Annotated in this window: 17 protein-coding genes; 12 read left to right on the top strand and 5 right to left on the bottom strand. The window is 65.7% G+C overall.

Going from position 1 to position 13,398, the window contains the following annotated elements:
- Positions 1 to 55: 55 nt before the first annotated feature.
- From ACFV2O_RS01670 to ACFV2O_RS01645, 6 genes are all read left to right on the top strand, one after another.
- Positions 56 to 628, top strand: a complete 573-nt coding sequence (locus ACFV2O_RS01670; RefSeq protein ID WP_379249420.1) for a TetR/AcrR family transcriptional regulator — start codon at positions 56 to 58, stop codon at positions 626 to 628.
- Between the two features lie 663 nt (positions 629 to 1,291).
- Positions 1,292 to 1,768: a DUF1772 domain-containing protein gene (locus ACFV2O_RS01665; RefSeq protein WP_355071238.1), complete on the top strand. Its 477-nt coding sequence runs from the start codon at positions 1,292 to 1,294 to the stop codon at positions 1,766 to 1,768.
- 105 nt (positions 1,769 to 1,873) lie between these two features.
- On the top strand, positions 1,874 to 2,272 hold the full coding sequence (locus tag ACFV2O_RS01660) for a PPOX class F420-dependent oxidoreductase (protein ID WP_379249418.1): 399 nt from the start codon (positions 1,874 to 1,876) through the stop codon (positions 2,270 to 2,272).
- A 243-nt stretch (positions 2,273 to 2,515) separates the two neighbouring features.
- Positions 2,516 to 2,731: a hypothetical protein gene (locus ACFV2O_RS01655; RefSeq protein ID WP_379249416.1), complete on the top strand. Its 216-nt coding sequence runs from the start codon at positions 2,516 to 2,518 to the stop codon at positions 2,729 to 2,731.
- 78 nt (positions 2,732 to 2,809) lie between these two features.
- The gene (locus ACFV2O_RS01650) at positions 2,810 to 3,052 is read left to right on the top strand and encodes a hypothetical protein (RefSeq protein ID WP_379249414.1); all 243 of its coding nucleotides are present in this window, start codon (positions 2,810 to 2,812) and stop codon (positions 3,050 to 3,052) included.
- The gene (locus ACFV2O_RS01645) at positions 3,045 to 3,848 is read left to right on the top strand and encodes a MerR family transcriptional regulator (RefSeq protein ID WP_379249412.1); all 804 of its coding nucleotides are present in this window, start codon (positions 3,045 to 3,047) and stop codon (positions 3,846 to 3,848) included. The genes ACFV2O_RS01650 and ACFV2O_RS01645 overlap by 8 nt, the downstream gene beginning before the upstream one ends.
- Before the next feature lie 45 nt (positions 3,849 to 3,893).
- Here ACFV2O_RS01645 and ACFV2O_RS01640 read toward each other — a convergent pair whose 3' ends face one another.
- A complete protein-coding gene (locus ACFV2O_RS01640) occupies positions 3,894 to 4,553 on the bottom strand; it encodes a GAP family protein (RefSeq protein WP_379249410.1) in 660 nt (219 codons plus the stop codon).
- 271 nt (positions 4,554 to 4,824) lie between these two features.
- Here ACFV2O_RS01640 and ACFV2O_RS01635 point away from each other — a divergent pair, with 271 nt between their 5' ends.
- Positions 4,825 to 5,232 carry a hypothetical protein gene (locus tag ACFV2O_RS01635; protein WP_379249408.1) on the top strand — a complete coding sequence of 136 codons (408 nt, stop codon included), beginning with the start codon at positions 4,825 to 4,827 and terminating at the stop codon, positions 5,230 to 5,232.
- 126 nt (positions 5,233 to 5,358) lie between these two features.
- Here the strand turns inward: ACFV2O_RS01635 and ACFV2O_RS01630 are convergent, their stop codons facing one another.
- The 3 genes from ACFV2O_RS01630 to ACFV2O_RS01620 all read right to left on the bottom strand — a co-directional run bounded on the left by ACFV2O_RS01630 (position 5,359) and on the right by ACFV2O_RS01620 (position 6,722).
- On the bottom strand, positions 5,359 to 5,904 hold the full coding sequence (locus ACFV2O_RS01630; protein ID WP_379249406.1) for a hypothetical protein: 546 nt from the start codon (positions 5,902 to 5,904) through the stop codon (positions 5,359 to 5,361).
- Positions 5,905 to 6,004: 100 nt separating this feature from the next.
- Positions 6,005 to 6,241, bottom strand: coding sequence for a hypothetical protein (locus tag ACFV2O_RS01625; RefSeq protein ID WP_379249404.1), 237 nt, complete (start codon positions 6,239 to 6,241; stop codon positions 6,005 to 6,007).
- Positions 6,231 to 6,722 carry a DNA-directed RNA polymerase subunit beta gene (locus ACFV2O_RS01620; protein ID WP_379249402.1) on the bottom strand — a complete coding sequence of 164 codons (492 nt, stop codon included), beginning with the start codon at positions 6,720 to 6,722 and terminating at the stop codon, positions 6,231 to 6,233. Before ACFV2O_RS01620 ends, ACFV2O_RS01625 begins: the two co-directional genes overlap by 11 nt.
- Positions 6,723 to 7,022: 300 nt before the next feature.
- Between ACFV2O_RS01620 and ACFV2O_RS01615 the strand changes: the two genes are divergently transcribed.
- Positions 7,023 to 7,862: a helix-turn-helix domain-containing protein gene (locus ACFV2O_RS01615; protein WP_379249400.1), complete on the top strand. Its 840-nt coding sequence runs from the start codon at positions 7,023 to 7,025 to the stop codon at positions 7,860 to 7,862.
- Complete coding sequence (locus ACFV2O_RS01610) at positions 7,862 to 8,068, top strand: DUF397 domain-containing protein (RefSeq protein ID WP_355071257.1); 207 nt, start codon at positions 7,862 to 7,864, stop codon at positions 8,066 to 8,068. The genes ACFV2O_RS01615 and ACFV2O_RS01610 overlap by 1 nt, the downstream gene beginning before the upstream one ends.
- A 174-nt stretch (positions 8,069 to 8,242) precedes the next feature.
- Here the strand turns inward: ACFV2O_RS01610 and ACFV2O_RS01605 are convergent, their stop codons facing one another.
- Positions 8,243 to 9,292: a fused (3R)-hydroxyacyl-ACP dehydratase subunits HadA/HadB gene (locus ACFV2O_RS01605; RefSeq protein ID WP_379249398.1), complete on the bottom strand. Its 1,050-nt coding sequence runs from the start codon at positions 9,290 to 9,292 to the stop codon at positions 8,243 to 8,245.
- A 332-nt stretch (positions 9,293 to 9,624) separates the two neighbouring features.
- Between ACFV2O_RS01605 and ACFV2O_RS01600 the strand changes: the two genes are divergently transcribed.
- The 3 genes from ACFV2O_RS01600 (at position 9,625) to ACFV2O_RS01590 (ending at position 13,314) form a co-directional block, all read left to right on the top strand.
- Positions 9,625 to 10,149 (top strand): lipoprotein LpqH, encoded by a 525-nt coding sequence (locus ACFV2O_RS01600; RefSeq protein WP_379249396.1) that lies wholly within the window; start codon positions 9,625 to 9,627, stop codon positions 10,147 to 10,149.
- A gap of 94 nt (positions 10,150 to 10,243) precedes the next feature.
- Positions 10,244 to 11,044 (top strand): hypothetical protein, encoded by an 801-nt coding sequence (locus ACFV2O_RS01595; RefSeq protein WP_379249394.1) that lies wholly within the window; start codon positions 10,244 to 10,246, stop codon positions 11,042 to 11,044.
- A gap of 203 nt (positions 11,045 to 11,247) precedes the next feature.
- Positions 11,248 to 13,314 (top strand): PhoX family protein, encoded by a 2,067-nt coding sequence (locus tag ACFV2O_RS01590; protein ID WP_379249392.1) that lies wholly within the window; start codon positions 11,248 to 11,250, stop codon positions 13,312 to 13,314.
- The last annotated feature ends 84 nt before the right edge of the window (positions 13,315 to 13,398 follow it).

Below are 13,398 nucleotides of genomic sequence, written 5' to 3'. Positions count from 1 at the left end.
CCGATGACACCAGATCTAGTGACACTAGATTGTCAAGCGATGCTATAGTCGCGCTATGGGGATCCAGACGCGACGAGAGCGTGAGCGCGCCGAGCGGCACCGGCTGATCATCGACACCGCTCGGGAGTTGGCCGAGTCGCAGGGGTGGGACGCGGTGACTGTGCGCAGGTTGGCGGAACGGATCGAATACAGCCAGCCTGTGCTGTATTCGCATTTCGCGGGTAAGGACGAGATCGTGTCGGCGGTCGCCGAGGAGGGTATCGCGGAGATGGCCGCGTGGAGCCGCGCGGCGTTGGAGTCCGCGGGCGGTGAGCCGCGCGCGGCGTTGGCGGCGGTGGCGCGGTCCTACCTCGAGTTCGCGACCGCGCGGCCCGCGCTCTACGACGCGATGTTCCTGATGAAGGTGAACCTCGCGTTCGGCGAGAATGCCTCGCAGCCGCTGCGGGACGCGTTCGCCGTCATGTTCGCCGCTTTCTCACCGTTCGCGGGCGAGCACGATCCGGAGACTTTCACCGAGGTCGGTTGGAGCGCCCTGCACGGCCTGGCGACCCTGGACCGCGGCGGACGTCTGCGACCGGCTCAGCGGGACGCCCGTGTGGCGGTGTTGATCGACCAGTGGACCCGGTAGAGCTCTGCCGTGGTGAGCGGGCCGATCCGGGAGTCGTCGTTCCTGGCCCGGCCCGCGCGTATTCGAACCGAGTCATGCCCAGAACTATTGTCCCTCGAAGACTCTGACATCCCTGATTTCGTCGCGTAGTTCCGCACACGGGTGATGACCCGATTCGCGGTTTCGGCGAGCCGCGGTTTCCGTCTCCGGTGCGCCGAATTCAGGTCGGGCCGGAAACGACCATTTTTGCTCCATCGCATCGCGCGGTATGCGGCATAGGAGTGCTCTCTGCGGGTGGCCTCGGTGTGCGGCCGTGATGCCGCCGCCTGAGCTGCGGCGGCGTCGCCGGGCAGCAGGTCGGCTCACCGGCGTCGGGGTGGGGGCGCGTCGGGTGCCGTCGATCGCCGACCCCGACGCGGTCGGGCTGGCCGCAACCCGGTCGACGAGGAGCGGGACCGTCAGGAGCCCCCAGTGGATCCCGCAGGCCGAAGACCTACCGACGTTCGGTGACCGGCTTGCCGGGCGACGGTGTCCGCTCGGTCGCAACGCGCATGTGCGGCTTGCTGATCCGAGCGGGACCCTGCGGTAGCGATCTGAAATCTAGCAAAGCTAGACAAGATAGCGAGCGAATGTTACCGTTGCTCCAGTTCCTAACAATGCTAGAATTTGGAAAGGGAGCCGAGAATGCTCATCGTCACCGGCCAGATCATCGCCGCCGCCGCCGTTGTCTCCAATGCCATCGTCTATGGCACCGATGTCTCCGTGGCCATGATCACCCGATCGGTCTACCGCAAGCTCGACGACGCGACCGTGACCATGAGCGCGGGATGGGGTCACTACTACGGCGACAGACGCATGCCGGTCGTCGGCGTGGTCGGTGTGGTCAGCGCGGTACTCACGCTGCTGATCGCGCTGTGGGCCGGGCAGATCGGCGCCGCTGTCGCGGCGGGGATCACGGTGGCGGCACTGCTCACCTGGCTGGCCTTCTACGTCCGCATCGCCAAGCCGATCAATTCCCAGCAGACCGCCGCCGCGCGAAGCGGCATCATCCCGGCCAATGCCCGTGCCCTGCAGGACAAGTGGGACAGCATTCTGAAATACCGGGTCACCCTGCAGTTCGTCGCCATTGCCGGACTGTGCGCCGCGCTGATCCTGTTCTGACCTCAGAGCACGCGGCAGGCAACAGCTTGCGCTTCCCGCGCCCGACAACTCACAGCTGATCGCCGGGCGCACATCTGATATCGAATCCACCAAGGAGTAACCGACATGACCTTCACCATCAACGAACAGCAATTCCTCGCCGAGGCCGGGATCGGTCGGCTGGCCACGGTGTCGCCCGACGGCGTCGTGCAGAACAACCCGACCAGCTATCGGGTGAATGCCGACGGCACGATCGACATCGGCGGCATGCGGATGCGCGCCAGTCGAAAGTACCGCAATGTCGAGGCGGGCAGCCGGGTCTCGTTCGTCGTCGACCAACAGGTTTCCTTGGAGCCATATGTGATTCGCGGCATCGAGGTACGCGGCACCGCCGAGGCGCTCGATGACGAGGAGCCACCGTTCCCTCCCCAGGAACGCGCGATCATCCGAATTCACCCCGAACAGGTCATCTCCTGGGGCATCGACGGCGGACCCTTCGACTTCACCAGTCGCCGCGCCGAGTAGCCAGGAGTGCCGATCGGCGTAGCGGGTGTGCGAGTGGGGCGATCGTCGCAACCTCCCGAATCGGGAGTGTTGCGACGATCGCGTGGGTCCGCCATATCCGGGCCGTAGAGCCTCGTTCCCCACTGGTCGGGCGCGCCCTCGCCGTCGGCGGCGCACCAACCGAGTGTTGTCCGAGGCAATCGCGGTGGCGGCGCCGCCTGACGGCTTGACCCTCACGCAGCGTGAGGCCGGAGGGTGGGGTGCATGAGTGATTACTACAACGCGTTCGAGATCAGTCCAGTGCCCGCTCCCGGCCCGGACGCGGTCCCGCCGGGGCCGTTTCGTGGCATTTATGGAATGCCCGCGTTCGTGACTATCCCCACGAGCGATTTGGCGGCGTCGGTGGATTTCTGGATTCGTGGGCTCGGGTTCTTCGAGCTGTTCAGCATTCCCGGCAGAGTTGTGCATCTGCGCCGGTAGGCCTTTCAGGACGTACTCCTCGTCCCGGCGGGGAGCGTTCCGGGGCAGGCGCCGGTGGTGAGCTTCAGTTTCGCGTGCGTGCTCAGCCAGATCGATTCCCTTGTTGAGAACTGTCGTGCGTTGCGCCCGAACTCGGTCGAAGGTCCACGGGATACCCCGTGGAACACCCGGGACGTGGAGGTGATCACCCCCGAGAACGCGCGGATCGTTTTCACCGCGGCGAAGCCATTCGATCCGGCCAGTCAGGAGGCGCGGAATCTCGAGGCCGTCGGGATCACCCCACCGGGTGTCGGTCGCGGCGACAATGTTGAGCATGCCTGATGCCACTGACGCCGATGGCTTGACTGTCGGTCAGGTCTCGACGCGTCTGGGCGTGACGGTCCGCGCGCTACACCACTGGGATGAGATCGGTCTGGCGCGCCCGTCGCTGCGCACCGTTGCCGGATATCGGCTCTACACCGCAGGTGATCTGGAACGCCTGCACCGCATCGTCGTCTACCGTGAGCTCGGTCTCGGCCTGGACAGGATTCGGGCCATCTTGGACGATTCGGCCGCAGACGTGCCCGGCGCATTGCGCGCGCAGCGCACCCAGATCGCCGAACGGATCGACCGCCTCCAGCAACTCGGCGCCGGACTGGATCGGATGATCGGCGCCCACGAGCGCGGCCTGCTGCTGACCGTGGAGCAGCAGGTCGCGATCTTCGGCCCCCAGTGGCAGCCGGACTGGCCCGCCCAAGCCCGTCAGCGCTACGGAGACACGACGCAATGGCAGCAGTACGCCGAACGCGCAGCCTCTCGCGGTCCGGAGGAATGGCAGGCCATCGCCGACGCCATGGCCGATATCGAGCGCGCCCTCGGGGATGCGATGGACGCCGGTGTCACGCCTGGGAGCCCGGAAGCGAATCAACTCGTCGAGCGGCACCGCCAAGTGTTCGCTTCGTACTTTCCCCTCACCAGGCAGATGCAAGTCTGTCTCGGCCGCAGGTACGAGGCCGAACCGGGATTCGCCGCCCACTACGACGGCATCCGCGCGGGCCTTGCCACCTGGTTCCGTCGAATCATCGACGCCAGCGCGCGCGCCCACAACATTGATCCCGACACCGCGACTTGGGAGTAGAGCGGGGCGGAGTCCTCCGAAACGGATGAACGATCGCACGGGTTGTCAGAGGCCGCGCAGACCCTTGCCGAGGACGACGGTGCCCATGATGAGCAGCACGATGGCCAACATGAGGTGGCTGTTGGCCTGGAGCCGATTGCGGAGGCGTTCGAGTGGGGTGCGTAGCCGGTCGGCGGCGAGGATGTAGCCGAGAATCACGGCCAGCACGCTGGAGGCGGCGAGCAGAGTGAAGACGGCGACGGCGACGATCTGGCCGCCGACGCTGGTGTTGCTGGAGCCGATGATCACGCCTGCCGACAGGCACAGCAGCAGATTCTTCGGGTTCACGGCCGACAACAAGATCCCCAGCCCGGTGGCCCTGGCGACGGTGAGTCGGTCGACCGCGCGCATCCACCCGGGTACCTCGTTATCGGTGCGCGACCGCCACTGTGCCACGGCCAGCGCGAGGAGCAGTATCCCGAGCACGATCTTGACCCATGCGCCCGCCGTCGAGGGTTGCCGATCAGCCGAACCACCCAGCGACCCGGACAGCAACGCCACAAGCGTTGTCGCCGCGAGGATGCCCACGACCCAGCCGAGCGCGAACCCGCGACCGGCTCCGCCTGCGTGGGCCGACAGGATCATCAAGATCGCCGCGATGATAGGGATCGGTGAGATCGCGACCCCTACCGCGAGAGGCAACAGATCACCCAGGACAGCGCCCATCTTCGGAACCCTAGAGCAGCCACCGCGCCGTTCAGGGGATGCGGACCTTTGTCGGCGGCCTTCGTAACCACCCTGTGCCCCTGGGCGAGGCTCCGCCGTGGCGATATCACCCCGGAGGGAGGAGGACAGATGACCCGCCTATTTCGACCGCCAGAAGGTCGGTGCCGGTGCTCCCGCCACGCAGTCGGCCCGGCAGTTCCAAGGTCGGGCCGCAAGACCGAGGGTGACCTTTCGGCCAGCTTCTGTCGAGTACCCGTTCTCGTCTGAACTCGTGCAGTCCTCGTCCGACACCGGCGATGCCGAGGCAGCATTTGTTCGGTACCAAGCGGCGGCGCCGAACCGGCACGGCCGCTATCCGGGCGTTTTCGCCCTGGTCAACGGTTTGGCGTGGTCAGGATGCCGCACCGTCGAGCAGGAGGCGTTCCGGCGACGCGAAAATGGTTGGTATCAGGAACATCTCATCGATCCCGGGCAACTCGATCTCTCGCCCTACGACCGAACCCGCCACCCTCGGGCAGAAGCATGGTTCAAGTCCTCATCCACTCGGTTCATCGCCCGTGTGGGCGGCTACCTCGCGATACTGGATACCCACGGCGTCGCATGGACTCGTCTGGAATCGGATGACCCAGGCCATGTTCTCTACGACGATCCCTACCAGGTCATCGTCACCCCTCGCTGATTCCGCCTCGGACGTATGTGGTTCGCATGGTGGGAAGACAACGAGTGGCACATGGTTGCGGCAAAGCCCGAGAAGCCCCTCCAGCATGTGCCACTCGCGGGACCTCTTCCTGTTGGCGTTGAGCGTTCATGGTCCGTCGTAGAGGCGCTCGTTCGGCAGCCGACGTAGGCCGGTCGTGTCGCCGGGGAGCACCTCGACGGAGTCGACGAACTGTCGTCGGTGCTGCTCCTGGAGGAACCATAGTGCTGATGTGAGGCAGGCGGCGAAGTCCAGGCGGTGACCGTCGATCACCACCGCCAAGCGCACGTCCGGCTGCTCCGGGTGCGGCGATACCTGCTCTCGGGTGTGGTCGAGGGCGGGTTGGCGTTTGCGCCGTACGGCAGATTCCGTGCGGGCGGCTTGCATGAACACTCCCTGACGGTGGACTTCGGGAGGAGCGACGGGCGTACCGTCACCCTCCGATTTCCTGATTCTGTACAGCGCCGCTATGTAGGTGGCGCAGGTCATGGGCGGGCAATCTTGGTGATGGTGGTAGGCCGTGCGCGCGGCCTCGTAGCTTTGCATCGGCCAGTGCGGGTTGTTGTGGTCCAACCACGAAAGCGTCCGCGCGAGGACGTTGGTGTCGTAGCACGGTCCGCTCGGGTCGGCCTCGGCATCGCCGTTGGCTGCCATCCTGTTTCGAACACCTCCCGCGAAACGGCGGCACGGAGCCGCCACGGAATTTCGGAGTTAAGTGCGTATGGCCGCCGCCCTTTAGATGGACGGGCAGCGGTTACGCCGGAATCAGCTCCGCGTGCACCCACGGCTCGCGGCGCGGCTCGGTGAGGTCACACATGTGCTGGACATCGGCGTCGGATGGGAGTGTTCGGCTCGCGGCCAGGTCCAGATAGAGCTTTTCGGCGCAGGTGACGCGGTACTCCAGGATGGCGGCGCTCACGAAGAAACAGATCGCGAGCCACGAGACGACGCCGAAGGCGATGAGCGCGGGCATCATCGCGTTACCGGCCATAGCGCGGAGCCGTAGCAGTCTGCGACCCCACGTCGGACCATGCCCGCACGGCATCGACGACAGCAAGGCCGGACGGTAGGAAGGCGTTCCGAGCCGGGACAATCCATTGCCGGATGGAGCCGTTCGGGCTAGGGGAGGGGAGTGCGATAACGGCTCCCTCTCGCGCGATGCTCACGTCCCTGCGGAACATCTCGGCGAACAGTTTGACGTCGTCGTCTTCGATGTCGGGACTGATGAGGAACGTCCAGCGACCCGAACGCGGGTGTCCGACAATAGGTCCGAGCGCGACGCCTCTGCTCTGCATGTGCGCTTTCACCGCTCGCCCCAACCTGCTGGGCATCGTCACCGCCCACACCGATCCGGCGCGCATCACGATCCGGCCGAGTTCCGGTGGGTCGATCACGGCGTTGAAACCGCAACTCCTGCGGTAAAACATGCAGCGGGACAGCGGCGTGTCCCCGAACGCATCCTGTTGGTCCATCAAAGACCTCTGCTCACATCGAATGACGGTTAGGTGTGCGCCCAGCCCCGTGCCCCTACCGATTCCGAGTGCGGAGGACTCCTCCACCCCTACTGGGCGCACTGTCCAGGACATCATGAGCAGGCCAAGATGGCATTGCCATTTCGGATTTTACGAAAAACTCTGCTAAACATGCAGGACAACAGCCATACTGGCAAAGTTGGATGTCCAAATTGGCAATGACAGAGCGCCAAACTGAACACATCTAGGGGGAACAGAATGGTAGGAAGCACGGCCCGAAAAGCTCTACCCCGTCGGGCATTGGGCCGGTACCTCCGCGAGCAACGCAACGGCCAGGGCCTCAAGCTGGCGGACGTCGCCGGGCTCATGGAGTGGAGCATCAGCAAGCTCGGCCGCATCGAGCGCGGCGAAGAAGGCAAACTGCGGAAGGCCGATGTCCAGCAGCTATGCGAGATTCTGGGCTTCAGCGAAGACCGAACCGCCGTCATGGTCGGACTCGCGCAGCAAGCGGATGTGAAGAACTGGTGGCACGCTTTTGGTGATCTCATCCCCGATGGCTTCGTGATGTACGTTGACATGGAGTCGTCTGCCCATGAGATGACGATCTACCGTCCGGACCTGGTTCCAGGCTTGTTGCAGACGGCCGGCTACGCCCGCGCACTGGATCGGATCTACTTCCCGCACGACTCCGAAGACGAGCAGGAACGGCGAATCCGACTCCGAATGGAGCGGCAGTCCATTCTTACCCGGAAGACGAAGCCGACCCGCATCGACGTAGTGCTCCACGAGTCGGTGCTGCATACGATTGTCGGCGATCCGGCGACCATGGCCGCGCTGCTGCGTCACCTGGCGGACATGAGTACTCGACCCAACGTGAGCATCCGGATCTTGCCGTACACCGCTGGCATTCCGATCGGCGTACCTATCGGACCGTTCGTGATCCTCGACTTTGCGCCAGATGTGGAGGGCGTTACCGAACCGACCGTGATCTACGTCGAGAACTTCACTGGAGACTTGTACCTTGAGCGTGAAGAAGACGTGAACAGTTACCGTGAAGCGTCTGCAACGATCCAACGTGCTGCGTTGGACGCCGTGACTAGCCGGGACATGCTCCGGCGGGTAGCAAGGGAGTTTTCGTAGTGACCGTTGATTTGTCCGGGGCGCGTTGGTTCAAGAGCAGCCGCAGCTCGGGAGGCAAGGAATGCGTCGAGGTGGCGTTTCTTGACGGTGGTCACGTCGGCGTCCGCGACTCGAAGAATCCGACCGGCCCCGCACTGGTGTTCGCACCGGGCGAGTGGGACGCGTTCACCGCTGGCGTGAACGACAGCGAGTTCGATCGGCCGTAGCAGTAGCAACAACTGCGGCCCGGTCCGCTGTCCTGGAACGGACAGGGACCGGGCCGTTTTCGTTCAGATTCACGGCGCTATGTGGCGGTGTTTCCCGCTATCAGGTGGCTGGCAATCTGGAAGGGCATGCGGCCGGTTCAGCCGTGTATGGCCAAGCGGTCGAAACTTGCGCGACTATGCGAGGCGGACATCCGCAGTGGCGAGGCCGAAGATCTTGCGCCCTGCGGATTTGGCGACGATGACGATGACGGCGGTCCTGGTGTCGGGGTCGACCGACTTCACGCGCCCGGTGAACTCGACACTTCCGGCGGAGGCGGCTTCCACGATCGTGTAGTTCGAGAGCCGGACCGCGTACCTGGTCATCGCGCCCGGGTCACCCAGCCACTCGGTGACGAAGCCTGCTCCCAGGCCCATCGTGAGCATGCCGTGCGCGATCACGTCCGGAAGGCCCGCGAGCGCCGCGATGTCGTCGTGCCAGTGGATCGGGTTGGCGTCTCCAGCGACGCCGGCGTAGTTCACCAAATCGCCCCGCGTCAGCCGCGCGACCCGTGCGGGAAGCTCGTCACCGACCGAGATGTCCTCGAAGCGGATGCCGGTGCGCGGGACTCGCGTCCGGGCGGTCGTGGACTGGTGCGGGCGGGGCTCCGAAGCCGGATGTGTCACCGTCTGCCTGTCCGCCGCCGCTGCCTGGCCTGCGTTGGCGGTTCGGGAGGGCACTTCGATACCGTGCATGACCACGCGCTCGATCGCGCCGCTGATGCCCGCGTCGACGTCCTCGCCGGTGATGCCGACGACGGTCGTGTGCATGACCTGCACAACCCGGCCTGTCTGGTCGGTGAAGGTGTTCTTGACGGTGAGCAGATCCTTGCCCGCTATACGGCGAACCGAAGCGAGCTCGACATCGCTGATCAGCCGGTCACCGGCCACCACCGGGTGGTGCATCTCGAAGACCTGATCGGTTTGCACGAACACGTCGTAGCCGGTGATGACACTCACGAAAAGCTTGCGGTTGGCGAGCATCGCGGCGATCGAGATGAATGTGGTCGGCGCGACCAGGCCCGCGTACCCGAGCTCGTCGGCAGCGTCCTCGCTCCAGTGCGCGGGGTGGAAGTCCTGCACGGCTCGCGCGTACTCGCGGATCTTCTCCCGACCCACCTCGTAATAGTCATCGACGCGATAGTGGTGCCCCACCTGCCCGGCCACATCGAATGTCGCTTCCACCAAGCCGCTCCTCGCTTCAGATTCCTACCAGCCGCCCAATCGGGTAATCGCAGAACCCGACTGCATCGAATGGACACCACTCTTTCACGACGCACGGCTAGGTCCGACAGGGCAAGTCGAGGATGCCGACCGTCGGTACTCCGAAGTGTTTCGTGCGTGACTCCACGTCGCTTCGTGATCAGCAGCGGGTAGTCGCACGTCCTCTACCTGCGTAAACGCCGAAAACCTGGGATCGGTAGGGCGCGAATCGTTCCTACCTTTTTCTCAACGGCCCGACAGGAGGCCGGAGGAACACAACCAGGGGCGCCGCCCCTCGAACGACAAGGACACAGACCATGAACACCACTTCGCTCCGCATCGCCGCCGCCGCCATCGCCGCTGCCGCCGCAGTCGGCGTGCTCACCGGATGCGGTGACAGCAAGGGCAGCTCGCCCGCCGCGCCCTCCTCGGCGCAGCCTGCGGCCCCGGCGGGCAAGTCGGTCGCTTCGGTCGACGGCAAGGCCTTCGACGCGAAGTTCGACACCACCTGCGCCAAGCAGGGCGGCACCCTGGCGCTCGCGCTGACCGACACCGCGAACTCCGCCTACGGCAACCTCTCGGTGAGCGCGACCATCACCGACGCGAACACCGTGCAGGCGGTCGCGATCGCGGGCAGCAAGGGCGGCGACAACGGCCTGCCCTACGCGGTCGGCTTCGGCAACGGCATGCCGGGCGGCTCCGCCAAGGTCGTCAAGGACGGCAACACGTTCAAGGTCACCGGCGAGGGCGTGGGCGCCCCCGACCTGACCAACCCGCTGGCCGGGCCGAAGACGTCGAAGTTCGACATCACCTTCGCCTGCTCGTCCATCGTCGGCGCCTGATCGCCGCATGCCCTCCGATCCGCCCCCGTCATCCCGGCCGACCCACCGGGATGACGGGGCGCGGTGAAATCTCGACTCTCACAAAGGAAGTGCCATGAAGAAGATCCGTTCGACCGCCCTCGCCCTCGGCGCCGCCGCGATCGGCTACTACGTCTACCACGCCGTCACCTACGTCCCCACCAGCGAATGGGAGCCCGCCGGAATGGGTTGGTTGGGCGTCGAAATGGCGCTGCCGATCATCGCGCTCACCCTGATCCCCATCGTGTTCGCGTTCACCGGCGAAGGCATCCTGAGCGCGCTGACCGGCCGTAACAGCGCGGAGTTCCGCGACGGGCTCACCGGCCTCGGCACCGTCCGATCGGTGCGGCAGACCGGCGTCACCGTCAACGACCAGCCGCAGGTCCACGTCGAATTCAGCGTGGAAGGCTCGGACGGCAAGATCTTCCATTCCTCCGCGAAGATGATCGTGCCGCTCACCGAACTGGCCCTGCTGCGCGCCGGGGTGGTGCTGCCCGTGCGTTACCTGCCCGGCCGGACCGACAAGGTCGAGGTCGACCTGTCCGGCGACGCGGCTGCCGCGCAGCACGCGATGAACGAGTCCCTGATCCGCAAGGGCATCACCACGCGGCACAAGCTCGACATCGCCGAGCGCGGCATCGCCACCCAGGCGGTGGTGCAGTCGCTGTCGGTCACCGGCAATATCCGCGATGGTCACTCCGAGGTCGAACTCGGACTGGTCGTCACCCGGCCCGATGGCTCGAGCTTCGCGACCCGGGTGACGAAGTTCCTCGCACCGGCCAGTGTCGGCCACGTGCAGGTGGGCCGGGTACTGCGGGCGCACTACCTTCCCGAGAACGAAAGCGAGGTCGTCATCGCCCTTCCGGTGAACGCCTGATGGGTGAGCCGGACGAAGCCGTCTTTCGACACCGATGCCGCGTCGATTCGAGATCATCGAATCGGCGCGGCACTCGTTTGTTCCCAGCTCTGGCGGCCCGGCAATTTGAGGGTTACCTAATTGGGCGGTTGTTCACTTTGCCGTCCCTTCCGGATTGTCCGGATGGTTTACCGTGCGGCCATCGGCCAAACCCAGGAGTCACCGTGAGTCTTCAGCCACTCGCCCTTTTCGTGAAGCACGACGGACAGTCGTCGCGCGCTGCCGTGACATGTGAGTACAAGTGCGCGAATGCGTGCTTCCACGAGGCGCCGAACACCTCCTCGGGCGCCTACTTCGGTGACATCGTCAGCTCCCTGAACCGGCGCGGACTGATCAAGGGCGGTGCGGCCGCCGTGCTCGCGGTGGGTGCGGGCAGCGTCCTCGCGGCCTGCGGCGACGACAGCGAGCCGACCACAGTGGGCTCGACCTCGCCCGCGGGCCCGCCCGGAACCGGCACCGACTTCGCCGCCGTCGCGCCGAACAAGGAAGACGCCGTGGTGATCCCGGACGGCTACGAGCAGTCCGTCGTGATCCGCTGGGGCGACCCGCTGTTCCCGGACGCGCCCGCCTTCGACTTCGACAAGCAGACCGCCGCCGCGCAGGCCGAGCAGTTCGGCTACAACAACGACTTCGCCGCCCTGCTGCCGATCGAGGGCCAGGCCAACGGCTACCTGCTGGTCGTCAATCACGAGTACACCACCAGCCCGCACATGTTCCGCGGCTACAACAAGGACGCGCCGACCGACGAGCAGATCGCGGTCACCATGGCCGCGCACGGCTTGTCCGTGGTGGAGGTGAAGGGCGAAGCCGGTTCCGGCAAGCTCGTTCCCGCCTTCGGCAAGTACAACCGCAGGATCACCGCGAGCACCGAGTTCAAGCTCACCGGTCCGGCCGCGGGCAGCGACTTCGTGAAGACTTCGGCCGATCCGACCGGCACCAAGGTGCTCGGCACCTTCGCCAACTGTTCGGGCGGCCTGACGCCGTGGGGCACCGTGCTGTCCGGCGAGGAGAACTTCCACGGCTACTTCGCCAACGCGGACAAGGTGACCGAGTCGGCCGCCGCGGCGCGGCTGAAGCGCTACGGTTTCGCCGCGGGCAAGACCACCAACCTGTGGGAGCGCGCGGACAAGCGTTTCGATCTGGCGCAGGAACCCAACGAGGCCAACCGATTCGGGTACGTCATCGAGGTGGACCCATGGGATCCGAACTCGACGCCGATCAAGCACACCGCGATGGGCCGGGTGAAGCACGAGGCCGCCACCATCTACGTCACCAAGAACGGCGACGTCGTCTCCTACACCGGTGACGACGAGAAGTTCGACTACATGTACAAGTTCGTGTCCTCGCGCAAGATCCAGCCGGGCACCGGCGCGGCGAGCATGCGGCAGAATCTGACCATCCTGGACGCGGGCACGCTGTACGTCGCCAAGCTCGCGGGCGATCACGCGGACAAGATCGACGGCACCGGCGCCAAGCCGTCCGACAAGGGCTTCACCGGCACCGGCCAGTGGATCCCGCTGCTGGAGACCGGCGCGGACGGCAAGGGCAAGTCGCTGGTCGAGGGCATGAGCGCGGAAGAGGTGGCGGTCTTCACCCGCCTGGCCGCCGACAAGGTGGGCGCGACCAAGATGGACCGCCCGGAGGACTTCGAGGCCAACCCCTACACCGGCAAGGTGTACGTGGCGCTGACCAACAACGACAACCGCGGCGCGGACGGCAAGCAGGGTCCGGACGAGGCGAACCCGCGCAAGCTGAACAAGAACGGCCAGATCCTGGAGATCGACGACAACCACACCGGCACCACGTTCTCCTGGTCGCTGCTGCTGGTCTGCGGCGATCCCGCGGCGGCCGACACCTACTTCGCCGGATACGACAAGTCCAAGGTCAGCCCGATCTCCTGCCCGGACAACCTGGCCTTCGACCCGTACGGCAACTTGTGGATCGCCACCGACGGCAACGCGTCGAAGTCGAACGACGGATTGTTCTCCGTGGTGCTCGACGGCCCGAATCGCGGCCAGACCAAGCAATTCCTCACCGTCCCGCGCGGTGCGGAGACCTGCGGTCCGGTGGTCAGCGAGGCGCGGGTCATGGTGTGCGTGCAGCATCCCGGCGAGGCCGACGACGCCACTCCGGAGAACCCGTTGTCGCACTGGCCCGACGGTGGCACGGCCCAGCCCCGCCCCTCGGTGGTGGCGGTCTGGAAGAAGGCCGGCGGCCGCATCGGGGTCTGATACCACAGCCGCGGCACCCCCGGCCCCCTGCAACCACGGCCACCCTCCGCGGCTTTCCCGCGAGTGGAGCCGCTACTCGACTGG

Source organism: Nocardia sp. NPDC059691 (assembly GCF_042733915.1).
GTDB lineage: Bacteria > Actinomycetota > Actinomycetes > Mycobacteriales > Mycobacteriaceae > Nocardia > Nocardia sichangensis.
This window is presented reverse-complemented; position numbering and strand designations above follow the sequence as displayed.